Source organism: Pirellulales bacterium, from assembly GCA_035546535.1.
Classification (GTDB): Bacteria; Planctomycetota; Planctomycetia; order Pirellulales; family JACPPG01; genus JACPPG01.
The window spans coordinates 1-22185 of record DASZWQ010000063.1 but is presented as its reverse complement, the minus strand read 5'-3'; the positions used below and the strand labels follow the sequence as shown (position 1 = coordinate 22185).

The 22185-nt window shown below is 63.6% G+C and carries 26 protein-coding genes; 1 reads left to right on the top strand and 25 read right to left on the bottom strand.

Going from position 1 to position 22185, the window contains the following annotated elements:
• Window positions 1-410: 410 nt before the first annotated feature.
• The 25 genes from VHD36_08530 to VHD36_08410 form a co-directional block, all read right to left on the bottom strand.
• Window positions 411-3542 (bottom strand): hypothetical protein, encoded by a 3132-nt coding sequence (locus VHD36_08530; GenBank protein HVU87354.1) that lies wholly within the window; start codon window positions 3540-3542, stop codon window positions 411-413.
• Window positions 3472-4410 (bottom strand): hypothetical protein, encoded by a 939-nt coding sequence (locus tag VHD36_08525; protein ID HVU87353.1) that lies wholly within the window; start codon window positions 4408-4410, stop codon window positions 3472-3474. Before VHD36_08525 ends, VHD36_08530 begins: the two co-directional genes overlap by 71 nt.
• Before the next feature lie 64 nt (window positions 4411-4474).
• Window positions 4475-4765: a hypothetical protein gene (locus VHD36_08520; GenBank protein HVU87352.1), complete on the bottom strand. Its 291-nt coding sequence runs from the start codon at window positions 4763-4765 to the stop codon at window positions 4475-4477.
• 252 nt (window positions 4766-5017) lie between these two features.
• Window positions 5018-5542, bottom strand: a complete 525-nt coding sequence (locus tag VHD36_08515; protein HVU87351.1) for a hypothetical protein — start codon at window positions 5540-5542, stop codon at window positions 5018-5020.
• A gap of 11 nt (window positions 5543-5553) precedes the next feature.
• Entirely contained in the window at window positions 5554-5940 is a 387-nt protein-coding gene (locus tag VHD36_08510) for a hypothetical protein (protein ID HVU87350.1), read from the bottom strand.
• A gap of 70 nt (window positions 5941-6010) precedes the next feature.
• Window positions 6011-6526, bottom strand: coding sequence for a hypothetical protein (locus VHD36_08505; GenBank protein HVU87349.1), 516 nt, complete (start codon window positions 6524-6526; stop codon window positions 6011-6013).
• Window positions 6527-6595: 69 nt separating this feature from the next.
• Window positions 6596-7006 (bottom strand): DUF3168 domain-containing protein, encoded by a 411-nt coding sequence (locus VHD36_08500; protein ID HVU87348.1) that lies wholly within the window; start codon window positions 7004-7006, stop codon window positions 6596-6598.
• A gap of 63 nt (window positions 7007-7069) precedes the next feature.
• Entirely contained in the window at window positions 7070-7720 is a 651-nt protein-coding gene (locus VHD36_08495) for a hypothetical protein (GenBank protein HVU87347.1), read from the bottom strand.
• Between the two features lie 57 nt (window positions 7721-7777).
• On the bottom strand, window positions 7778-7993 hold the full coding sequence (locus VHD36_08490) for a hypothetical protein (GenBank protein HVU87346.1): 216 nt from the start codon (window positions 7991-7993) through the stop codon (window positions 7778-7780).
• A 64-nt stretch (window positions 7994-8057) separates the two neighbouring features.
• Complete coding sequence (locus VHD36_08485) at window positions 8058-8366, bottom strand: hypothetical protein (GenBank protein ID HVU87345.1); 309 nt, start codon at window positions 8364-8366, stop codon at window positions 8058-8060.
• A gap of 116 nt (window positions 8367-8482) precedes the next feature.
• The gene (locus VHD36_08480) at window positions 8483-9643 is read right to left on the bottom strand and encodes a hypothetical protein (protein HVU87344.1); all 1161 of its coding nucleotides are present in this window, start codon (window positions 9641-9643) and stop codon (window positions 8483-8485) included.
• Window positions 9644-9753: 110 nt separating this feature from the next.
• The gene (locus tag VHD36_08475; GenBank protein ID HVU87343.1) at window positions 9754-10227 is read right to left on the bottom strand and encodes a hypothetical protein; all 474 of its coding nucleotides are present in this window, start codon (window positions 10225-10227) and stop codon (window positions 9754-9756) included.
• Between the two features lie 60 nt (window positions 10228-10287).
• A complete protein-coding gene (locus VHD36_08470) occupies window positions 10288-11268 on the bottom strand; it encodes a hypothetical protein (GenBank protein HVU87342.1) in 981 nt (326 codons plus the stop codon).
• Between the two features lie 181 nt (window positions 11269-11449).
• On the bottom strand, window positions 11450-11632 hold the full coding sequence (locus tag VHD36_08465; protein ID HVU87341.1) for a hypothetical protein: 183 nt from the start codon (window positions 11630-11632) through the stop codon (window positions 11450-11452).
• 103 nt (window positions 11633-11735) lie between these two features.
• Window positions 11736-13214 carry a phage portal protein gene (locus VHD36_08460; GenBank protein ID HVU87340.1) on the bottom strand — a complete coding sequence of 493 codons (1479 nt, stop codon included), beginning with the start codon at window positions 13212-13214 and terminating at the stop codon, window positions 11736-11738.
• Window positions 13215-13307: 93 nt separating this feature from the next.
• Window positions 13308-15002, bottom strand: coding sequence for a phage terminase large subunit (terL, locus tag VHD36_08455; GenBank protein ID HVU87339.1), 1695 nt, complete (start codon window positions 15000-15002; stop codon window positions 13308-13310).
• Window positions 14999-15457 carry a hypothetical protein gene (locus tag VHD36_08450; protein HVU87338.1) on the bottom strand — a complete coding sequence of 153 codons (459 nt, stop codon included), beginning with the start codon at window positions 15455-15457 and terminating at the stop codon, window positions 14999-15001. The genes terL and VHD36_08450 overlap by 4 nt, the downstream gene beginning before the upstream one ends.
• A gap of 11 nt (window positions 15458-15468) precedes the next feature.
• Complete coding sequence (locus VHD36_08445) at window positions 15469-16596, bottom strand: GNAT family N-acetyltransferase (GenBank protein ID HVU87337.1); 1128 nt, start codon at window positions 16594-16596, stop codon at window positions 15469-15471.
• 25 nt (window positions 16597-16621) lie between these two features.
• A complete protein-coding gene (locus VHD36_08440; GenBank protein HVU87336.1) occupies window positions 16622-17194 on the bottom strand; it encodes a ParB N-terminal domain-containing protein in 573 nt (190 codons plus the stop codon).
• 154 nt (window positions 17195-17348) lie between these two features.
• On the bottom strand, window positions 17349-17753 hold the full coding sequence (locus tag VHD36_08435) for a hypothetical protein (protein ID HVU87335.1): 405 nt from the start codon (window positions 17751-17753) through the stop codon (window positions 17349-17351).
• A gap of 54 nt (window positions 17754-17807) precedes the next feature.
• A complete protein-coding gene (locus tag VHD36_08430) occupies window positions 17808-18404 on the bottom strand; it encodes a hypothetical protein (GenBank protein HVU87334.1) in 597 nt (198 codons plus the stop codon).
• 3 nt (window positions 18405-18407) lie between these two features.
• Entirely contained in the window at window positions 18408-20090 is a 1683-nt protein-coding gene (locus VHD36_08425; protein ID HVU87333.1) for a hypothetical protein, read from the bottom strand.
• A 39-nt stretch (window positions 20091-20129) separates the two neighbouring features.
• The gene (locus VHD36_08420; GenBank protein HVU87332.1) at window positions 20130-20900 is read right to left on the bottom strand and encodes a hypothetical protein; all 771 of its coding nucleotides are present in this window, start codon (window positions 20898-20900) and stop codon (window positions 20130-20132) included.
• 92 nt (window positions 20901-20992) lie between these two features.
• Entirely contained in the window at window positions 20993-21379 is a 387-nt protein-coding gene (locus tag VHD36_08415) for a hypothetical protein (protein ID HVU87331.1), read from the bottom strand.
• Between the two features lie 81 nt (window positions 21380-21460).
• Complete coding sequence (locus tag VHD36_08410; protein ID HVU87330.1) at window positions 21461-21784, bottom strand: hypothetical protein; 324 nt, start codon at window positions 21782-21784, stop codon at window positions 21461-21463.
• A gap of 215 nt (window positions 21785-21999) precedes the next feature.
• On the opposite strand from VHD36_08410, the gene VHD36_08405 reads away from it, so the two are divergent.
• Window positions 22000-22185, top strand: a 186-nt coding sequence (locus VHD36_08405) for a transposase (protein ID HVU87329.1), incomplete at its 3' end; no start/stop codon positions are given.

The window sequence follows — 22185 nt, the reverse complement described above, 5'->3', positions numbered from 1 at the left end:
GGTTGGGCTCGCGCGGCCGCACGGGTCGGCTGTCGGGGCCTGTGATGACGATACGCATTTCGGAAAACGATGAATGATGAGTGATGAATGAGGAACGGAAGAAAAACTGCCTGCTTCCTACTGCCTACAGGCGAAACACTCGCAAGGGCAAAGGCTATGCGGATCAGGAAGCGGCAAGGTTTCCATGACCGGGATCCACCCGGCTGGGACCTCCGCGCCTTGTGCCGGCTGATCCGCAGCCAGCGGTCGCGCTCGCGTCCAGAAGCCGAGGGACAGCAAGCCACCTAGGACGCTCTTTAACAGGTCGCGACGTTTCATGGGAAAAATCTCCGTAAGAGAAAAGCACCAAATTAGCACTCATCATTCATCACTCATCACTCATCATTTCCTGCGCCCCTACGGGGCAGCCGCTAATTCACCCTCATGATGTAGCACAGCGCAAAATACTGCGGCGTGTGATATTGCATGTCGTGCGTCAGGGTCGGCGTCTGGTGCGTGTGCGGGTTGGGCGCGATCGTGGTCGTGGTCTCGATCGCCGGGTCGCTGATCACCGTGCCGGCGGGGGTGTAGCTGGTCGTGGAGGGGCTGAACGTGATCCCCACTACCGGCACATTGACGCTGTGATTGTGCGGGTTCGGCTGGATCGTATCGTCGGGCTCGTCATCCGGCGGCGTGACCGTGGCTGCATGCGTGTGCGGGTTCGGCGTGATGAAGTCCGACGGACTGGGGTCCCCTGTCGGCGAGTGCGTAATAATGTCGGTGACAATTCCCCCCTTGCCGGTCACCACGTTCAGACTGTCGTTGTCCAAGTCGTGCTGGTGGTCGCCGCTCAGCGACGTGGGCTCGATCGTCACATCGGGCAGCACCACGAACGCTTGCAGCGCGGTCGGCCCCGTGACGCCGACGGCCGTCGGCTGCCCGGTCATATTCACATCGAAGGAGAGCACGGCCGGCGTGCCGACGAACTCGCTGTCGGTCACGCCCAGCGACGTGCTCGTGGCCGACAGGCTGGTGGCCGTGGTGGCCTGCGGCGCGTGCGCGGCGTGCGTATGCTTGAGCGTGCCGCCGGTTTCGCCGACGTTGTTGCTATCGCCGTCGTCATCAAAGGGGATGCTGCCGCCGGGCTGCGCGCCCAGGATGAACCGCCCGCGCAGGTCGGGGGTGCCATTGCTGCCGTCGCACAGTTGCCAGCCGTGCGGGATGTCGGCCGCCGCGCCGCTCCACGTCTTGAGCATCCCGCGGGCGTCGTCCAAGTAGCCCGTCACGCACACGGCGTTGCCGTCTTCGTCGACGGTGTAGCCAATGATCACGCCCGCTTCGACGTTCGGATCGGTGGCCGTGCTGGGGCTGGGGAGGAAAACGTGAAAGTGCGGGCTGCCGCTGTCGTACCCGTCGCCGTCAAAATTGTCGACCGCCTGGCACTCGACGTAATGGGCGTTCGACTTGCTGGTCGTGTCGAGCGTGTGCGCGGCATAGGTGCGGGCCCAACTGACGGCGCCCCCCGATTGCGGCGCATCGACGATTTCGTAGGCGGCGTCGCGATCGTTCCAGCAGGCAAGGACCGACTTGCCCGACGTCAGGCTGTCGTAGATGTGCAACGGATCGGTGACCGTGACGCTCGCGCCGGGGTCCGATCCTTGGGCATAGTCGACGGTCGTGGCCGCGGCCTGGTGCGCCGTGGTCGCCCCCATCGCCTCGGTCAGCGTGGCCTGCACCAACAGCGCCGGGCCGCACAGAAAGACCAGCTCGTAACGGCCGTCCAAGGGGGCGGCATATCCCAGCGCGCCGGTGGGCCCGCTAAAGCGCTGGGCGTAATCGTGGACCGTGACCGCCGCGCCGTCGTTGTAGGCGGCGCCGTCCCAGGTGCGGATTACGGCCGCGGCCGTGCCGCCGACGGCCAGCGGCGCGGTGAGCTTGACCCGCACCAGGCTCCCCTGGCCGGGGGCGTCGATGATCTTGTATTTTTGCTCGTTGTCGTCATAGCACACCACGACGCTACTGCCCGAGGGCAACGCGCTCCAGATGCCGACCGGGTCGTAGACCACGGCCGCGCCGGCGGTGTCCTGCCCCTGCCAGAATTTATTGCTCCCCGAAAAGCTGGCCGCGGCCTGGCCGGCGGTCGTCGCGCCCATGTTCTCACTGAGCGTGGCGGTGGCAAAGAGGGCCACCTTCTCCATCGTCAGGATTTGCCACTCATCCTTGTCGGGGAGCTTGAGCGCGAAGCCGTAATAGCCGCTGGGGGCCTGCCAGGCGCCGCGGCGGCCGAGCGAGCCGTAGAAATCGACCACCGTGATCGTGTCGCCGTCGACGTACGCGCTTGTTCCCGCGTCCCACGTCTGCACATTGGCCGTGCAACTGCCCCCCAGCGTGAGCGGAGCGGTGGTCTTGAAGCGGACAATCTGCGCGCCCGCCGCGCCAGGGACCGCGATGATCTCGTAGCGCCCGGATTGGCTCGACAAGAAGCACACGCCGAGCGTCGAGATCGGCAGCGTCACGCCGCTGGCCACCAGGTTCGACGAATCATAGACGGTGATGCTCGCGCCGGTGGCGTCCCACGTGCCGGCGCCACCATTCCACTGGCGAATGGTCGCGGCCGCGCTGCCGCCCCGCGTGAGCGCATCATTCAAATAAAACAGCACGGGATCGCTCGGCGCGCCCCGCCCCATCCAAATGATTTCGTAGCGGCCGAGCTTACTATCCCAGCAGGCAATCCCCTTGTCGCCGCTTCTGGCCGAAGCCGCCAGGTTCTGACGATCATAGACGAGCGTTTCGCTGGCCGTGTTGCGCCCCATCCAAAAGCTGTCGAAGGTCGCCGCGGCCGAGCCGGCCGACATATTGGCGGTGAGCGTGAAGGCCGCGAACTCGGCCTGATGCTCCATGTAGAGGATCTGGTATTCGTCGAGGTCGGTGAGCTTCACGGCGTAGCCGTAGTAGCCGCTGGGGGCCTGCCATTCGCCGGGATCGCCCAGGGCGCCGAAATAATCCTTGACGGTGATCGTGTCGCCGTCGACGTAGGCGCCCGCGCCGCCGCCGGCCGTGGGATCCCACTTGCGAATCGTGGCCGTGGCGCTACCGCCGAGCGTGAGCGTGGCCGTGAGCTTAAAGCGCACCAGTTGCGTGCCGGGAAAAGGATCGCGGACGATCTGCCACCGCCCGGTGTCGGCGTCGAAGGTTGCGAGCACCCAGGCGCCTTCTTTCAGCAGCTTGGCGGCGACGTCTTTCGCGAGCGGATCGTACAGGACGACGTGCTGCGGCGACTGGGCCGTGTAATCATTCGTCGTATCCAGACGCAGGCGCGTGGCGTTGTAATAGGGAACGTTGTCATCGGTGCGCGGTACAGTGGTTGGCACGGCTTCGATGCGGAACAACCACGCCTTGAATTGCCGCGCCAGTCCGATGCGCACCCCCATGTCGTCGTGCGCCACTTCGATCGGGTAGCTGCCCGAGATCTGCCCCAAAGCGTTGACCGCGTCAACAACTTCGTTGAACTTGGCAGCCGAGATGAGGTCGCCAGGGCGGACCGGGCGAATCGGGACCGACATGGATTACTCGAACGTGAAGAGTTGCAGAAAGTCGCCCGAGGCGTAGGGGGGGGTTGCCGTCCTGGTTTTCGATTGCGACCCAATGCTCGCCTCCCAGCGCCGCTTCTTTGTAGAAGTGGTTCCAGCCCACGTCGGTGACGCCGTCGCTGAGGGTCTTCGTGTTCTCAGCGAACATGTAGTCGAGGTTCCAGAAGCCGCCGTCCTCGACGAATTGAAAGCGGCGCGAGGCCCGCGCCCCTTGGAACATCACGGTGCCGGGAGGCGAGGAGAGGAAGGTGCTGCCGTTCACCTTGCCGCGCAATGCGCGAATCTGCGACCACGGCGGATTGGGCACCCGCTGCCAGCGCAGGGTGAATGAGCCGTGCGGCACGTGGATGCCAGGATTGATGTCGTCGGCCACGCGCTCCGAGCTGCCCGCCCAGTTCCAGACGCGGCCGGGCACGGTCATGCGCTCGGAGCCCAGATCGGCCGAGTAGGTCAAGAACGTGCCGCCCGGCACGTTGGGCAGATCGCGGCGCGAGGGACTGAATTCGTCGAACATCGTGCGGTACGTGGCCGTCACGCGCGCACCGGCAACGCTGTAAGTGTTCGCAAATGAGCCCAGGTCGATCGCCGACGTGCCGTCGGGGTTCTCGGGATCGAAGGGTTCCACCTGTACGTCCGTAACGATCAAGTAGGGCAGCCCAGGAAATTCGATTGGTGGCACGAACTCCGTGGCCAGTCCCAGCACGCGAAAGGTGCCGATCAAAGCCTGCACGAATTCCTGCCAATCGGCCCACGCGACACGAAACGTCCGCACGGCACTCGTTCCTTGCTCGTTGACGCGAATGCGGGGCGAGCCCGCCAATTCTTCGAACGCAACCGCCATGGAGAAATCGCCTGTTTTCGCGCGTGACTGTGAAGGTGATTGGCTACTGTAACCGCGACTTCGATCAATACTCAGGCGGCGTGAATGTGGCGGGCAGTTGCCGCCCGGCCTCGGCCAACTGCCGCAGGCGGCGCAAGCTTTCGTCAATGCTTTGCAACAGCGCGAGCTGCACGAACTGCGAATTGCCACTGGAATTCTGCAATGGATTACCAGGAGCGCGACGACGATCGGCAGGCAGCAGCGTCCGCAACTTGTCCACCGGCAAGTCATGCGCGGTCAACTGGCGATTCGTGGCGGCTTGCGGTGGGAATCGGATGATCGGGTGCTCCGGCGCCGCCGCGGTTCCAGGTCGCAAGAGCAAATCGGGGATTGCGCGGAGTTGGTCCTCTCGGCGCAAAAGTAAATCGTGTGGAATGCCATGCGGATACGGTTGGACATGCCCGTCCGTCGATCGGTGAAAACCAGAATCGCTACGTTTACTGCGATGTGGCATTTGAAGTATTCGTGCTGGCCAGTTGTTTTTTAAAGGCACGCATCGCGGCTGGCGACATCCACTGCGTGGTGCTCGTGCGGAGGACAGCGACGTACGCGGTTAGTTGTGCGGGCGTTAGTTCAGCAATCTCGACAGGGTGCCAGCCGTAGGCAGCCGAAAGTTCCTGAAAGGCTGCTTTCCAATCAATGCTGCGCAAGCCGCCAGGCTCGTCGGGCCCCTCCGCCCCGCGCGAGCCTGGCGTCGCGCGTTTCCCGGGGGCAATCCGCTGGCCAAATCCAACTGCCAGGCGAGGGCCGCGACGTCCGGCTCCTCGGCCACGAACTTGCGGCAGTCGTCAAGTGTTAATTCCTTGTGTCGTTTGCGCAGCACCTGCCATAGGACGTAGGCCAACCCGGCGCCGCACATCCAGGCGGCCATCTCCGCGGCGGAAATCACCGGCGGGGCGACGAGCGCATCGCCATCAGCCGTAGCGGTCGCTGTGTCGCCCTCGCCGGCGGACGTGGGCTGTACGGCCCGTTCGGCCCGCATCACCTGCTCGATTTCGCCGTAATCGCGCAGCGTGAGTGGCGTCATCAAGAAGGTTCCCGCTGCCAGTCGCAGCGGGACCGGCGCGGCGGTAAGGAGTGCAAGTGAAGTCATTCGTCGGCTCGCTAAGAGTAGTCAGGCTTGGTCCAGGCGCCGTTGGCCGAAAACACCGCGGTCCCGCCCAGCACGTCACCGCTGGAGATATCGACCGCCAATTGGATCGAATCCACGACGGCCGGCACGCTATAGAAATGCGTCGCGTCGATGTACAGAAGCAGCGTGACCGATGATCCTTCGTCGAAATCGTCGGTGATCGGATCGGCCGGATCGAACTTGAAGCCGATGCTGCCACTTCCATCTTTCACGCCCGCCACGCGTTGCCGGTAGCCGCCGGTTGACGAGCTGGCATAGGCGTGATTCACGGACGTCGTGTGAAACGTCCAATCCGTGATCTCGGCCAGCGCCGTGGTGCCGATCAGCACCTTGCCATTCTTCCCGCTTATCGTCGCCATCGGCAAAACTCCGCTGTAAGGTTGTCGACAACTCGTCGTTCCTCGTTCTGTGCGCGCCGTTCACGCCTGGTTACGCGTGGACGCCCACGATCACGATCTTGTACGGGATGTCGTCTCCCGTGAGATTCGCGATGCGCAGCGTGTCGGCCGAGCCGGGCGTAACGGTCCAGCCGTCGTTCTGATTCACCAGCAGCAGGCAACTATTCGCCGGGACGCGCACCTTGTCGGTCGCGCTTCCCAAGGGTGCGCTCCAAGCGTGTATCGGTGCGGCGCCGACCAGCAACTCATCGCCCGTGGTCGTGCTCGCGTTGACGATCAGAATCCCCTTGACGGCGGCAAAGTCGAGATTCACGGTATTGCCGAAAATCGATTGCGGCAGTGCCGAGAGGAGCAGATCGTCGTTAGCGCCCGCCGCGACCGTGCGCAGATCGTGCCAGACCAGGTTGGCCTGGCCGGCGCCGCTGCCATCGCTGAGCTGGGCGTCGAATTCCAGCCGCGATGAATCGGCGATCGTCGTCAGGCCCAGCGTGTCTTGAAACAACCACAACAGCGACGCGCTGATTTCCGCGGAAAGTGCTTCTGTCATGTTTAGTTGGCCCGGGTTTGCATTGAGTGAAATGTGCGAAGACTGATGCGCTTCGTTACGGTGACCTGGTTAACCGAGAAACGTTGCCGGCGCATGACGATGGATGACGGTGTAATCGATCTCCACGAGCCACGAGCTGTCATCGGCCTGTGTTTCGGTCTCTTGCAGCCGCTGCATGTTCAACACGTTCCCCTCGTCGAGCGGAAAATCGACGCGCTCGAAGCGGTGCGCGACGGCGCGGGCGATCTCCTTGGCTTCGTCCAGGTCGGCGGACCATATCGCGAACCGCACCACCGCGCGATCGATCGACGTGCCGCTGCTGGTGCGCGCCAGTACCTGGTTCTCGCGCCGCGACAGCACGACATAGGGAAACGACGTCTCGCCACGCGCCGCGCCCGTCGATAGTCGCTCTGCCGGCAACAGTCCTGCCAGCAGGAAATCGGTCGCCCAGCGGTTGTGAATGGCTTGTTCGAGGCTCATGGTTTATGTGTCGAATGCGTCGCGCGCGTGGTTTACGATCTGTTGCTGGCGCGCTCATTGCGTCTACTCAATAGCTCCCGTCGTTTGCGAGGCCAGGATCGTGAACAGCCCGTCCAACTGCTCGGGCCGCTGGTAACCCAGCACGCGAAACATGTCGTCGCCGGCAATGACCCGGTACGTGTGGTCCACCGCGATCTCGTCGGCAACAAAGATTTTGTGCGTGACGCGCGTCAAGCGCCGGTCGTATTCAATGCGGATATCCGCTTGCTGCGGCTGAATGCGCGCCGCCAGGTTGATCTGCACGTTGTGCCACACGGCCACCTGGGCACCGCTGGGTGATTTGGTCCATGTCGCTTGCTGGAGCGTCACCGGCTGGTCGAGACCGCTGACGATGGCCAGGTTCCTCGCGCGACATTGCCAGCGGGCGCCCAAGGTGGCGCGCTGGGCCTCTAGAACGATGTAACGCACGCCGGAGGAGTCGGTAATCACCGACCCGACCGCGGGCGCGATTGGCAATTGCTCTGCCGGCAAATGCCACACCAGGTCGGTGGCCAGATAGCGCGCGTCGCTGGCTTCGGCTTCGCTCGTGCGCATCTGCCTGCGCAGCGCACCGTTCACCACGCCTCCCGCTGCACCGGACAGTTGCCGCAGCGTGACCGCTTCGAGGCCGTCGCAGCAGCTCATATCGCCTGTCGGATCGAAGGTGACGCCCATCGAGACACCTGTGCCAGTAAATCTAAAATGTGTTCCCGGCCAGCGCTGCTCGCTCGCTCAGCTGAAGCCGCGCGTGCGCGACTCGAACGGCTGATCGCGCGTCAATTGGTCATCGCACCAGGCGACCGTCTGCCGCAGCTGCGCGAGATAATCAGCCCATGCCACTTGCTGGCCATCGAGGGTGTACGTCGGCTTAGGGGCTGCCGTCAGCTCGGCGATAATTGCCAGTGTCTGACTCTTGATGGCTTGCAGTTGATCGAGGTCGGTCGGCATGAGACATCCTTCTTTATCGCGCCCGCTGGTGATCGAGCAGCGCACCATGGTTCACGGCATTCGATCAGATGGCGAACCAGAAGATCTTTTGGTTCGCGGCGGTCGACGCGACGAAAATCTTCGACGCGTCGTTGACCGGCACGAACAGCGCCTCGCCCGCTTTCAGCGGAAAACCGTCGGTGGCGTCACTCGTGTCGGTGGTAAGATTCGCGTGGCCGACGTAGACCGTGGCGGTATTGCTGTCCGCGGCGCGCGACTGCACGCCCTTGGTGGCCGCGACCGAGGTCGCTACAAGCGCCATCGCCGCCGTGCCGATGGCGCTTGTGCGACCATGGCTGAAGGAATTGACTGTTTCATCACCGATTCGAGTCATGGTACGGACCGCCCTCTGGAAATTGATGAAAGTTCTTCGCCGCCTGTTCCGTGCCTGCGCCGGTAACGTTGCGCATGCGCGATACGCAGTCGTCACCGGCGCAGGCCTGACGAGCCTCAACCGGTCGACTTGACGATGTATCGCGGATTGATGACGGCCGCGGCCCCGCGCTCGCTGGCTTTGAAGCGCACGACGATGTCGCTGTTGAAATCGGCCTCGCTGTTCAAGGGCGACTGCGTGACCGTGATCGGCCAGTTCTCCATGTAGGCAAATGCCCGGCTGAAATCGCCGATAAACCACCACTTCTTGGCATCGTCGGCCGAGACGCCGTTGGCCACGAGGCGCCGATAAGCCAGACGACTTTCGTACACGGCATACGTCGATAACGGATTCGCCGCGACCGTCAGCGTCGAAGCGTCGCTCGGCTGGTAGCGGATCTCGGCCGCGTTAAACACGCGCTGCGCGGCATGCCGATAAGCAGGCATCACCAGCACCGTGGTGGGAGAGACCAGCACCGGCTCGCCCGTGTTCGGGTCGACGATGTCGGCGAACAACTGTTCGGCGGCGTCGACATCGGTCCAATCGATCAACTCATTCGCCGAAAGCTCGTTCACCCACGGCGTGCTCGACTGGTAAGTGTCGTAAGCCGTGCCGCGCCACAGGTAATTGTTCGTGGCGCCGATCACCAGGTCGACCAGCCGCTTCTCCTTGTTCAGGCCGAGAATTTCGCCGACTTCGGCCGCGCGGCTAAGCACCAGGTTCGTGCGATCGAAAAAGATCGCCTCCTTGGTCACCGGCACGATGAAGCCGCGCTTGGTGGTCGAGGGCGTCTCGATGTAGTCCTCGCCGAAACCCAGGCTGGGGAACGGCATGCCTGGCGCTACCTCGTCGATCTGATCCTGCACGCGTGTAATGCCGGGAATCTTCTCGCCGTCGAGCCGTGTGGGAATTGTCTGCACCAGTTTGGATACGACGAAAGCCTCCTGCGTGTAGGCGTCCATGATCTTCGAGTAGATCACCTGGCCGGTGATGTTCAGAAAGGCCGTCACGTCGACGCCGTCGCCCGCCTCGAGCAGGTGTACGCCGGAGGACGAACGCGGATCGAGCGTGCGCACCCACTCGCGGCCGTCGGGAACCACCGCCTCGGCCAGGTCGCGCAGACTGAAATCATCGGCCCGCATCTTGCGCTCGCGCAGCGCTTCACTCAGTGCGGCCACCGTCCGCCGCGGGCCTTCCAGTTCGTACTGCCGTTTCAAATCGCGATAGTCGATACTCACTTCGAATCTCCTCACGATGGAGCCAGCTCGCGCGGCCCTCATTTACTTGCGGCGCGCGGGCGATGAATGGTGATGCAGGAAACAACGATCGGCGAAGCAAGTTGCGGCATTTACGCCTTGCCTTGCGGCCCGCCGTGCGATACCGTGCTGACGACCTCCACCAGCACGCTGACGTCGGCCGGATTGACACGCTTGGCACAGCGGCCAATCGCCAGATTCTCGGCGCCCACGCCGACCACGACCTGGTTGTCGAGCGGCGGGCCGCCCGATGGTTGGCTGATGCCCATCAGAGCACCGACTTCGAACGTCGCGCTCGCGCAGTCGAACGCAAAGACGCCCGTCGTCGCCACGCGAATCGGATTGGTATCCCCCACGCGCGACTGTTGCATGGCCACGCCAGCGAAGTTGTTGTGAAACAATTGCTGATTCGCGGCTTTGCTCCCCTGATCGGCCTGCGAGGCGGCGGGCAGCACATGGTCGGTCGCCAGGTACAACAGGTCGCCGATCTCGATCGCTGTCGCCGATTGGACAGGTTGCATGACTGGCGAAGTGTCGCCATAGCGCCATCGCATCACGTTGGCCATCTCTTCTGTCTCCTGCTGAGGTAAGAAACGCGGATCGCCCGAGACATTTGTTTCGCGGCGTCACCGCGTGATTGCTTTGACGAACGCGTCGACGTCGATCTTGTCCGCGTAGGAGCTCTCGACCATTTGCTGATCGCGCGCCAGCGTCCGCGCGGCAAAGGTCGAGCGCCGCGCGGGCAGCCCCGCCGCGGCGGCGACGAGCCGGGCTCGCTCTTGCACCAGACGCCGCATCGCGTCCTCATCCGGCGCCGCCAGCAACGAGCTGAAAAACGCTTCGCTAACGATCTCGCGCGCCCAACCGCTCTCCGACCTGGGGTCGGGCAAGTTCGCCTCGGCGAGCAGTCGTTCGGCCAGTCGCCGCCGGCCGCTCGCCGCATCCGAGGCGCGCTGATTGTCGACTTGTGCCCGCAACTGCGCGTTCTCCCGCGCCAGCTCGCCGGCCAGTAAGTCGATCAGATCGGGCCGTCGACTGCGAATATCGGTCGGTGTCAATTCCTCCCAGACGACCGATTCGATCGAACCCGTTATCGCCCCTTCCGCGCGTCCCACGGGAAATGTCGACTCGAACAGCCCACGGGTCGTCGCCGGATCGGCAACCAGGTCGACGCTTTGCACCTTGGTAATACTCTCGACGACCACGCGGCCGTTGCGTCGCGCGGTTTTCGCGAGCACGTTGTGCGAGAAGCCGACGTTCTCCGGTGCGTGTTCCGCGTCCCAGGCCAGTTGCCCGGCCAGGGCATGGGCCGGATTGAAGTGCAAATCGGCGAAGAGGCCTTCGGTCGTGCGCACGGTCACGCCGTGAATCGCGCCGATGCGGTCTTGATAATCGCGCGGGCTGCCGGGCGAAGACTTGGGATGATTGACGTTCACCTTCGCCCCTTCGTACAAGGAAGCGGCGGCAGCCAAGGCCTCGGGCAGATAAGTGCGACCGTTTTGCGATTCGGTACCGAGGATCTTGACGCCGCGAATGATGCCGGCCTCGCGATCGACACGCAGCGTCACTCCTCGCGAACTGATGAATTCTTGCAGCGGCTCGGACATTCGCGCTCTCCTCGTCTTGTCGTGTGAGCAACAAAAAAGCCCACCGAGCGAACCCGATTGCGGGTTCTCGATGGGCTCCTGTGGATACCTGCCGCGAAGGCAAGCTCTGCGGATACCAGTACGTTTTTCTGCTGCCTGCGTTTTGCGGCGCGGGCCGTTGGCCCATGCCACGCGTGGGCGGTTACCTTTCGATCCGGTCGACGCGGCGACGAATATGCTGGATCGTTCCGTCCTGCACGGCCACCTCAACGCTTGCGGTGCCGTGAAAGCCGCGCTTCAACACATCGTCCAAGATTTCTCGCAACGCCACGCACGCGTACGACGCTTTGTTGCCGTTCGGTGTCGTGAGTTGTTGTGTAGTCATTACGAATCATATTAGCGGCGTGAGTGTATTTTTCAAGAGACACTTTTGGCCACTGCGGTTTCGCGCATCACGCACGCGCGCGAAAGCGCGAGGCGTGGCGCATTCATCCGCGCGGTGGCACCGCGCCGCTCGCGTCGCCGTTCGTGTTCGCCTGACGACGATGATCGGCAAGGTTGGCTTGCTCTTGCGCGTAATCAAGCCGGCGGCGCTGGCTCCACGTTTGTGGCGAGAGGATGCCGCATTGATATTCGATGCGCGCCACTTGCGCGTCCTTGAGTCCGTCGCGCACGGCCAACGGCGGCGCCACGGCCTGGATATCGATGCTCGTCAGCACGTCGTCGGCAATGCGCCCCGCGCCGGCCGCTACTGAGATCGCGCGCCGCATCACGGCCAGGTCGCATTCGATCTGTTCGGCTTGCAAACGCTCGAACATGCGCACGGCCGGGCTTTCGGCCACCATCGTCGAGGCGTAGTTCGCGTTCGAGGCATCGCTCGAAAGCATGAACTCAGGCATCACCAGCCGTGCCGCGATTGCCCGCAATTCGGCTTGCAGCACGGCCACGTAGCTGGCGGCGTTCAGGCCTTGCGCCGGGAAATCGTATTCGATGCCGCCGCTGGTATCGAGGATCGTCCCCGGGGCGAAGTGACGCCAATTCGTTGTCTCGCCCCCAGGCCCGGTGGTCGAGGCATCAGCCTGGCCGGCGACGAATTGTTGCACCGCCGTGCGCGTGGCGCCCTGATGTCGGCGAACCAGGGCGATGGCCGATTGAATCTCGGCGACGACGCTCATGTTGCGCAGCAGCTTTTCGGCGCGGCGCAGGTTCTTGCGCACGGAGTAATACAATGGCAAACCGCGTTTGACGTTGCCATCGACGTTGGCTTTGCGATGTTGAATGTCGCAGGCGTCCACGAGCGTACCATCGACGTAATAGCCCAGCACCTCTTCCACGTCTTGTGGGTCGGTAAGGATGCCGAAGCTGGCGGCCGGGTCGCCGCTGGCCTCGGGCGGTGTCGAGACTTGCGCTGGTTCGACAAAGCGCACGCGCAACGAACCATTCGAGTCGGTGAAGAATCGCAAGAAGCACTCACCGTCACGATCGCGGCGCCGCACGATTTCCTGCTGCCGCCGATGCCACCCATTGGTGTTGATGAAATCGTCAAGAATCGCCTGCGCGGCGGCCACCAGTTCGTCGCTGGCCGTGACGCCACTTTTCCGCACCGCGCGATAGCTGTGTCCGGCGCCGATCACATAGTTAATGCGATTTTCATGGCCGTTGATCGCGAATTCATTGGTCAGCGCCAGTCCGCGGCATTCGATGCGAATCTGCCGCAGCTCGGCTTCGGTCCAGAACGGAACAACGGCCGCGCCGCCGCGCTGCACCTCGTTGCCGACAAGTTGCCACCAACCGCCATCGTCGTCCCATAATGCGTCGCGGGGATCGACAAAACTGTCCCACAGCCCCTGGCAAGCTTCCGCCAGGCGGCGTTCCAAACGCGACACCGGATCGATGCCGTTGCCGCCGCCCGAGGAATGAGCTCCTTGATTCGCCTGGCCGTGATTCTTGCCGTTGGTCGTGGTCATGGTTTCGACTCCTGGGGTTTCGTTTGTGCTTATGAATTGTCCGAATGCTCTCAGCCGTCGGCGCCGCATTGACGCAGGCATCTCATGCGACAATCACGAACTCAAACGCAGACGGTTTCCCAAGCCATCGCTGGGCGCGGGGCGCCCGGTCAGTTCGCCGGCCATGCGGATGGCCATCTCCAGTGCATCCGGCCCGTCGTCGTGATCACCCACCGGAAACTGCTGCAATTGCTCGACGAGCAATCGGGTCGCCGGCGTGCGGCGAAAGCGCAGCTGCCGGCGCGACAAGTACGGGCCCAGCCGCCGAACGCGCACCAGCTTGTTGACGCGATTGTCGATCGACCACGGGCTGACGTTCGCCAGACCTTGCCGCGACAGCTCGGCGGCGAATTCATGGCCCAGCAGGTCTTGAAACTGGTTTGTCTCGATCGCCAGGGCATCGGGCCGGAAAACCCGGCACCATTCGACGCCGTCGGCCACGATCTGCGGCGTCGCGCGCCGCGCCAGATCAGCTTCGACGTATAAGAGCCCCTCGGCCGTGATTCCGAGTAATACGAATGCCGAATAGTCGCCGCGCCGCGCGTCGTGCCCTTTGCTGGGATCGAGCGCAATAATTTTCAACGTCAGTCGCGCCGGCCAATCCTCGAACCAAATACAATCACCGAAATAATCTTCGGGCCATTCGCAAGCTTCGGGATTGATCGGCGAGCCCTGTTTCTCGCGCTCGAAAGCAGTGCGGCCGCTCTCGACGCGCATTTGCATTAACGTGTACAAGCCTTCGTGCTCCGGCCACAGGAGCACGCAGCCTGCGTTCATCTGCGCGGCGTGTTCTTCGTAGAAAGCGCGGGCCTGCTGCCGGCAATTCGGGTTGTCGAGCGCCGTATAGATTGCCTCCCACTCTTGCCAGAGTGCCATACGATCGGGCCAACGCTCGATGGCGCGAAAGATGCGCGAGGTCCAGCCAGGCGTGCGCGCCAGTTCCAGCCCCAGCGCATCGTGATGCAGCGCCGTGGCCAGATGCAGCACGTTGGTCGCGTGCGTGCCTGCCTTGAGGAGCGTGCCGTGAAACCAGCGGCGCGAGTGGTCACGCTGCAGCGAGGATTCGATGTGTCCGTCGTTCTGCAAGTCGTCGCAGATGATCAGCGTGGGGCGATTGGCGCGGCGGCGACGACCGCGAATGCGCTGGCCTGTGCCAAAAGCCTCGATCATCACGCCATTCCGCAGGCGGATGGCCGCTGTCCGCCACACCGACCCTTTGCCGACGGCGTCGGGATAGTCTTCGGCCAGCAATTCGTTATCGATCAATTCCGCTTTGATGTTCTCCAGATGGCTGGCGGCCTGGTCCTTGGTGTCCGAGACGATCCAGATGTAGGGCTCGGCTGCCTCCACGGCTAGCCGTAGCGGGCAGGCCAGCGAGGCCACGGTCGATTTCGCCGCGCCGCGCGGACCGATCACGTTGATCTTTTGCCCGCGCGCGCAACCTGCCGCCTCGATCTGTTCGGCAAGCCAGCGGTGCATGGCTGAAGGGGCGAGCTGAAAATGGGTTGGCAGGTAATGCCGCGCCCAATCGAGCAAGCCGCCCGAGCGCATCGCGGGCGCGGCGCGCAAACGTTGCCGCAGACTGTGAGCGAGCGTGCCGATCACGAATTCCTCCTGCTCGCTGAGCGACGCCCGGTCGTCGTATTGCAGTGGCTCATCCGGCGGTTTCTCCTGATCGGAATCGGCGACGCCGGTTTCTTGCGGTTCGCCGGGGAACGCGTCGTTTTCGTAATCCGGATCGTGACTCACTTCGGCTTCTTTCTGCTGCGCGCGGCTGGCTTGGCATCCTCGTTGAGCTTGCTGAGGATTTTCGTGAGGCAAGCTAGTAATCGGTCGCGGCGGTCGGGATCCGAGACTTCGTCGGTGATCGTTTTGGCCAATTCGTCGAGCACTTCTTTCAGTTGTTCGACGGCGATCGTCCGTGGCCGGCGTTTGCCGAAGCGTTCAGGAAAGACTCGTTCCAGAAGCCAGGCCGAGGCGTTCCACGATTTCTTGCCCGCTTGCTGAATGTTCGACAAGTGAATGACCTCGAAGTGTGATTCCGCGCGTTTTAGCCGCTCCGCGAACTCAGGATTGCCCTCCACCTCCTGGCGGACGGCGGCCAGCGTAGAACCAACGTGCTTAGCGGCGGTTCGCAAGCTGCCGCCGACGGAAACGATGGTGACGATTTCAGTCTGCTTGACGGGATCGATCGTGGAGCTCATGCCGCGGGCTTTCATGCTGCGCTATCGGCGCCCAGGTATTCGAACGACACCACGGCGCGGCCGCTCGAACCGCGGTAGTTGTGGATGAAACGGCGCGCACTGCGCGAACCCGTTTTCAAAACGCGCACCATCCGCCACTCGGGCGATTCCCTGCAATGCGCAAGTACCGCCGGATGGCTGGCCGTGATGTTGATGCGCAATCCCTCGGCGCGGTGCCGTTGGGCCACGGCCTCGGCCAGCCGCATGCCGATGCCGATCCCCTGAAAATCCGGCAGCGTGACCACGCGGCTGATGCGCCAATGGCCGCGCCGCCCGATCACAGGCAGCGTTGCGCAAAAGGCGACGGCCGTGTCGCGCCAGGTGGCCAGAAAGCAGCGAGCCGTGGGCGCAAGCGCCCCGCTCAAATAGTGATGACGCGCAAACATTTCCCACGCACGACGGTGGCAACGAAAGATCCGCAACTCGATGCTCGGCCGCCGAAGACTCCTCCGCTGGCACGTGCCCGTCGCCATATCCACCACCCAGTCGGGCGCTAGCCATTCGGCAATGTCGTAGTGACAAGTGATGGCCACAAAGCGGCACCGCAAGCGGCCGCCGCGAATCGCGCGAGCCACGGCCATCGAACCGACTTGCGCGACGTTGCGGTCGACGACGCTTGTGAATTCATCGAACGCCACCACCGGCCACGCCGCCAGGTCGACGGCCGCAATCTCGTCGTTTCGCGCCATACAGCCCGAAGCCAGCGCGCGAGCCAGATCACAACGGAAGCGCTCACCATTGCTAAGCACTGCATATGGCTTGACCCAGGATGGCGGCGAACTGAACCCGACCGCGGTCAACAGGCCCGTGATCTCCTTGATCGGCAGGTCGCCAAAGGCGTCGATCACCGCGCTCGCTGGCGGCCAATCGCGGGCCTGGTAGAGCGATGTTCCAAAGACGCGCTTTCCAACGGTCGTCTTACCGCTGCCGGAGGGGCCCACGATCAGACCGATCTGCCACGGCTCGTCGATCGCCGGGATATCAGCGCGAAAGGTGGCTTCGGATTTCTCTGCCAGCGGCACGTCGAACATGCCGGCAACCTGCCGCACGCGAAAGGAATCATGCACGGGACAACGGACGGTGATGTCGACGGTCGGCAAAGCGTTTCTCCCGCGGCTTTGTGTTTCACAGCACCATCACGCGGCAATGGAAACCTTCGGCGCTCAGCCGGTCGAAAAGCGCGCGCTGCTCGGCTTCGCCCGCACATTCGACAATCAGCTGATATAGCTCGGGCAGTTCGCCATCCTGCGGAGTCGCTGGCACTCCGGGTGTGGCGAGCAAGGCCGCGCCGGCCTGTGCCTCTTCGGTCAGACGATCCAAGAGGGCGCGCACGGCGGCACTGTCGGTTTCCACTTCGGCGACAAGCGCTGCTAATCGCTCGCCATTGGTTTCGGCGAGCGAGGCGAGCGGATCGAGCAGCGTTAAGAGCTTGTTGGCCTCTTCGGCCGACAGATCCAAAACCAGCACGGGCACTTCGGCATCGGGCGTGGTTTCGGCGCGCAGATGGCCGTCGATCAGCTCGAGCGTCCCGTCGTCGAGCTCGCGAGCCAAGAGCGCGCCGGCGTAGCCGATCTCGGCCAGCACGCCGCGCAGGGCGTCGCGCTGCTCCTCGGGATGGGTCCGCCAATTGCGCGGATGAGGGCGCAGCTGCGAAGCCCGCACGCGGCGCAGCTCACGAATGCGATCGCGAATTTGCATGGGAAGCTCGATTGGTGCAAGAGTCCACCGAAGCGCCGGGTGCCACGGCTGGCTTAGCCATCCGTGAAGAACTGCGCAGATGTCGGAAATTGCGGAGAGAAAAGCGCCCAACTGCCGGCGCCGACAGTTGGGCACCTCCCCTCCCGCGCCGGAACTAGCGCACCACGGCGCGCGCCACGGCCCGGTGGCGCGGCAGCAGCAGCCGGCGCACCCCGGCCATGCCAACCCGCGCCGTGGCCCGCGCACAGGCGCCGCTGGCGCAGCCGACATTCGCGACCGCTTGCAACGGCGCAAACGCGGCCGGCTGGGCGATCACGACGGGCTGCGCGACAGCCGCCGGCGCTGCGGCCGTCGCAGGTTGCACGTAGGCAGCGCCCGCGGCTGCTTGCGCCAGAGGCGCGGCGACCACGACCGGCTGAGCCACGGCGACCGTAGCCGCCGGCGCCGCAACCGTGGCCTGGGCAGCCGCGACTTGCGGGCAAGCCGCGCACTCCGTTACCGACGCGAAACCAATCGCACCGACAACAACCACACAAAGAGCAACAAACACTCGATTCATGACAGCCTCCTCTCAAAGAAAACCTGACGGACCATTCCGCTTTAAACTGCTCGTTCAATCGTCCAAATTGTCGAGCGCCGGCGCCGGCTCGGCTGTGGCCGACGGCGAAGCGCTGGTCGCGAGCTCTTGAATGAGCCGCCCCAACTCAGCGGCCGACAACTCCTTTCCCTTGGGCATGCGCTGCCGCGGATCGTCGGCCAGAATGCGCGTGATCGCTTTCAGGCGCGTGGCGTTGTCGAGCGCGCCCGAGAGGTCGAGACCTGCCTTCGGCTGCACCGCGCCATGGCACTGCCGGCAATACGTGGAAACCAGCGAAGATGCGCGGGCAGTTCCGGCGGAATCGCTCGCCGATGCGGAGGTCGGCGCCGGCATCGCACAGGCCGCGTCAGGCATTGCCAGCGGCGCATGCGATTGATACTCGGGCGCTGCCGTGGCAACGTGCGCCGAGTACTGGACATAACTCGGCATCGCCACCGGGACGGCAAACGGGACGGCCACGACTCCGGCCGAAACCGTGGCGACGCTGGTCGCGGAAACCTGCGCGCTTGCTGCAGCGCGGCAAGGAGGACGCGCGATCGTCTTCTCGCCGCACATCGAACACACCGCGATAATGCCCGCTGAAACAAAAACCAGCTGCTTCTGAATTCTCATGGGTCAAGGGCTCCGGGTCTGGGTGGTGAGCAGCATCAGTTCGGCAAAGCTGGCCTCGTACGTCGCGCGGCGAATCTCGCGGCCGGCGCGCAAGGCCAGAATCGCTGGATCGTGCGAATGACGCGTGGCCATGACGAATTGCGCTTCGCCAACGCCGCACTCAGTCGCCGCGATCGACAGTGTCACTGGCCGATCGACAAACTGGCCGTACGTACGCGCAAGCGCGCTGGCGGCATCGTGAGGACTCGCGCCGGTAGCGGCGACGACCGCTTGCTGGTAATCCTCACGATCGCGCGCTTGATCGCGCGCCAGTCGCGCCGGGTCGTACAATTCGGCCACGCGCCGCGCGACGTCGGGAACGAAGCTCCGCAACACGGCCGCTTCGCCCGTCAAGAGCGCGAATTGATCGTCAACGATCGGCTGCATGCCGGCGCTACCGCCATTCAACTCATGGCAGCGCACGCAGGAAACCAGTGGTCGTACAACGCCGTCATGCGCTAACGTGTCTTTCGCGATGGCGTCCTTGACGGTGTCCTGGCGCTGGCCGCGTGCGTCGTAAACGGCCGTCAGCCAGAAGCGGTTTTCTTTTTGGGCGAACCATTCCGACGCGTCGTAGCGAAACGCCTGCGTTCCGGCCGGACCGTGGTAATTCACCGGATTGCGCAGCGGGTCGCGGTCGGGCGTTTCGACTTCGACATCCCGGCTGAACCACGTACCGCCGAGCGGACCTGGCAGCCGCACCAGCCGCCGCGGCTTATTGGTGACACGCGAGATAAACAGGTTCGCGGCCGTGTCCGCGGCCAGCCGATCCACCGTGCCACGGTCGATGCCCAGCCGGGCTAAGAGTGCCGTTTCCGTTGCTGGGATCCCGGCGAAGTCGTAATACAGCGGCGCCACCGTTGCGCGGGCGATGAAAAAATCGGCCCGCAATACGGCGCCGGCCGAGAGCGAAGACGATTTCAGGCCACTCGCGACGTCGGCCGGAATCCAGCCGCCGTCGACGGTCACGGTCTCGACCCGCAGTGGCTGCGCACGCGCGGCATGCTTTGCAGGGTGCGAGGCGGCCGCGGACGATTGAACTTGTGGCGGCACGACCTGCGTACGGAGATGAAAATACGGATCAACGGCAACCAGCTTCTCCCACGCCGCGCGCACGTCGGTGAATGTTGCCGCGTCGCGCGGATTCGCGAGAGCTGCCAAATCAATCCGCAGCAAGTGAGGGCCTGCGGCTTCGGCGCGAACAATCAGACGGCTGCGACTAATCGCATTCAGGACGTAGTTGACCGCCACGACTTGTCCAGGTTGTTCAACGACCAGGTAGCGCAGGTTCGCGCGCCGCTCGATCGGTTGGGTTTGCAAATCGGCGAGCGCGGCACGAGCGGCCGCCGGAGGTGTTTCGGCGACGGCCGCTGTCGCGACCACGAGTGCCAGCGAAGCATTACCCAGCCAGCTCAAGAGCCAGCGACCCACGAGTTGCGCCGCGGATAAAGCCGCGGCCAGCAACTCGCAAACGTGCGCATCGCGGAGGAATTGCGCCACCTGGCGACGGGCTCGTGCTTCGGCGGCGCGCTCGAGCCGCCGTCGTCCGTAGTCAACGAAACGACCGCGCTGCTGTGGCGCGCGAAGCACGGCCGCCGCCAGCAGCAGAAAAGCGACGATCGAGAAATGGATCATGAGGTCGTTCATGGGCAAAAAGTCGATGTCGAGCACACCATCGCCGGCAGGTCACCCGGGCTGGCCGAGAACCTGCAAATCCTGCACGAGCGACGGCATATCAAAACCGTTGGGTGCTTTCGTTACGTCGTTCACCCACTCGGGCGCGATGATGCCGTAGGCCTCTTCCACGTAGAGCGGGAAGGCGGCCCATTCGATCTGCACCAGTTCGCCCCAACTGACGCAGGTGGCATGTTGCGCGTCGTAGTCGACGACGAACACAGCGTGACCGCCCCAGCTTCCCGGCTGCCAGGCGCGATGCCCGAAATCGAAGCGGAACTTCGGCGCTTTCCACGTCGATTGGTTTTGCCAGGCCAAAGGCAAGGAGATGCCGATATAGACGCCACCGAAAAGGTAGATGCCTTCTTGGATTTCGCGCTGATCGCGCGGCTCGAGCGAGACGTAGGCGCCGATCTTGTGCCCGCCAACACCGCTGTTGCGCCAATAGTTCAGCACATCGATCTCGACGGCGCCGTTGTCGTTCGCTCCGGTTGTGGGATCGTATCCGCTGACGGCCTCGTACGCCGCGAGGATGTCGCTATCCGGCAGCGTTACCTCTTGCCCGTGATTGGCGGTCCAGGCCTGAATGGCGTGCCCGACGCTCGCGCACGTGCAGTCGCCGAGGCGATCGTTGAGCATCATGCCCCAGGGCTGCGTCGCATTGTGGCTCCAGCGCACATAGCTCGGGAGTGGCGGCAACGCCGACGGAATCAGGTAGCGGGCGGCACGCAATGTGCGCGGGTCAAATCGGGGCGGCAGACGGCCAAGCTTGCGGTTATCCATCGGTTCCATTCGCCGGAACTCGGTCCGGCGCTCCTCGATTCGTAATCAGGGCTGTTCGATACATAGCGGTACGGCGCTCCGTCTAAAACGCGTTAGACAGCGACGCCCGCCAATTTCAGGATCAGCTCGATCAGCGCCAGCGTTTGCGGGTTGGTTACTAGTGCCACGATGGCGTTGATAATGTGACCATCACCGATCGCACCGAGCGCCGCGTCGACGTCGGCCACCGTGGCTTGCACCGGGCCGACGACGGGATCGGGCGCCGGCGGATTTACCGGCGCAAGGCCGGGAAAATCGGCCAGGTCGGTAATCACCAGGTCGCCCACGCTTTTGAACGCTTCCCATTTTTCCTGCAGCGTTGCGGAGGAGATGACGTTTTCCGCGCCGGCAAGAATGGTCGGCACGTCGCTCGCGTGCCGAGCGAGCCAGGCGACGATCGTCAAGTTGATTCCCGCGGACTGCAGTTGGGTGGCGTTCATGGCGAATGCTCCTGTTCTCGTTAGCGTTGGTTCAAAATCGGTTTCAGATGCGCGGAAGTTTCCGACGGCGGTCAACGCGGTTCATCGCTCGCGACTCGCGCCAGGGCCCAGCACACCGTGCCCTGGTGCGGCATGCTGTGCAGCCGACGGCTTCAGTTGCGCCGCCAATTGGTGCAGCGCTTCGACGATGGCCATGTGATCCGAGTGCCGTTCGAAGCGCTCGGCGTTCAACTCGTCGCGCAACGTCTCTCGCTCGATGCGGCACTCTTCGCGAGCCGTGGCCAATTCCTCGCGAAATGCCTTGAGCAAATCGGGAATCGTCCGGGACGCCGTGTGCCAGGCGTACCAGCCCAGGATGGCCGTCGCCGTCAGGTTGCCGAGATCGGGTGAGAAGAAGTCGCTCATGCCAATTGGTGTAACAACCCTGACCACGCACCGCGGCGATGACTGGCACAACAAAAAAAGCCCGCCTTCGGCTCAAAGTCCGAAGACGGGCTCTTGTAGATACCTGTTGTCGTCGCTCAGGCTCTTAGACCGTGTTTTCAAATTGCATGAATCGATGAAAAACGTTACGACTCCGCCGTCTTGGTTCTCAAGTCAAGGAAGACGGAGCCGTAACGATGTGCGCGAATTATCCCAGCGACCTGACGGACGAACAATGGCACTTGATCCGCCCCCTGCTGCCCAAGCGTAGCAAGCGTGGTCGACCACCGATTGACCGACGCGACATCATCGACGCGATCCTGTACGTGGTTCGCACGGGCTGTCAGTGGCGGCAGTTGCCGCTCGACTTTCCCAAATGGCCG

Coding starts and splice junctions, on each gene's coding strand:
- VHD36_08530 (HVU87354.1), bottom strand. CDS start 3,542: ATGTCGGTCCCGATTCGCCCGGTCCGCCCTGGCGACCTCATCTCGGCT.
- VHD36_08525 (HVU87353.1), bottom strand. CDS start 4,410: ATGGCGGTTGCGTTCGAAGAATTGGCGGGCTCGCCCCGCATTCGCGTC.
- VHD36_08515 (HVU87351.1), bottom strand. CDS start 5,542: ATGACTTCACTTGCACTCCTTACCGCCGCGCCGGTCCCGCTGCGACTG.
- VHD36_08510 (HVU87350.1), bottom strand. CDS start 5,940: ATGGCGACGATAAGCGGGAAGAATGGCAAGGTGCTGATCGGCACCACG.
- VHD36_08505 (HVU87349.1), bottom strand. CDS start 6,526: ATGACAGAAGCACTTTCCGCGGAAATCAGCGCGTCGCTGTTGTGGTTG.
- VHD36_08500 (HVU87348.1), bottom strand. CDS start 7,006: ATGAGCCTCGAACAAGCCATTCACAACCGCTGGGCGACCGATTTCCTG.
- VHD36_08495 (HVU87347.1), bottom strand. CDS start 7,720: ATGGGCGTCACCTTCGATCCGACAGGCGATATGAGCTGCTGCGACGGC.
- VHD36_08490 (HVU87346.1), bottom strand. CDS start 7,993: ATGCCGACCGACCTCGATCAACTGCAAGCCATCAAGAGTCAGACACTG.
- VHD36_08485 (HVU87345.1), bottom strand. CDS start 8,366: ATGACTCGAATCGGTGATGAAACAGTCAATTCCTTCAGCCATGGTCGC.
- VHD36_08475 (HVU87343.1), bottom strand. CDS start 10,227: ATGGCCAACGTGATGCGATGGCGCTATGGCGACACTTCGCCAGTCATG.
- VHD36_08470 (HVU87342.1), bottom strand. CDS start 11,268: ATGTCCGAGCCGCTGCAAGAATTCATCAGTTCGCGAGGAGTGACGCTG.
- VHD36_08465 (HVU87341.1), bottom strand. CDS start 11,632: ATGACTACACAACAACTCACGACACCGAACGGCAACAAAGCGTCGTAC.
- VHD36_08460 (HVU87340.1), bottom strand. CDS start 13,214: ATGACCACGACCAACGGCAAGAATCACGGCCAGGCGAATCAAGGAGCT.
- VHD36_08450 (HVU87338.1), bottom strand. CDS start 15,457: ATGAGCTCCACGATCGATCCCGTCAAGCAGACTGAAATCGTCACCATC.
- VHD36_08440 (HVU87336.1), bottom strand. CDS start 17,194: ATGCAAATTCGCGATCGCATTCGTGAGCTGCGCCGCGTGCGGGCTTCG.
- VHD36_08435 (HVU87335.1), bottom strand. CDS start 17,753: ATGAATCGAGTGTTTGTTGCTCTTTGTGTGGTTGTTGTCGGTGCGATT.
- VHD36_08430 (HVU87334.1), bottom strand. CDS start 18,404: ATGAGAATTCAGAAGCAGCTGGTTTTTGTTTCAGCGGGCATTATCGCG.
- VHD36_08425 (HVU87333.1), bottom strand. CDS start 20,090: ATGAACGACCTCATGATCCATTTCTCGATCGTCGCTTTTCTGCTGCTG.
- VHD36_08420 (HVU87332.1), bottom strand. CDS start 20,900: ATGGATAACCGCAAGCTTGGCCGTCTGCCGCCCCGATTTGACCCGCGC.
- VHD36_08415 (HVU87331.1), bottom strand. CDS start 21,379: ATGAACGCCACCCAACTGCAGTCCGCGGGAATCAACTTGACGATCGTC.
- VHD36_08410 (HVU87330.1), bottom strand. CDS start 21,784: ATGAGCGACTTCTTCTCACCCGATCTCGGCAACCTGACGGCGACGGCC.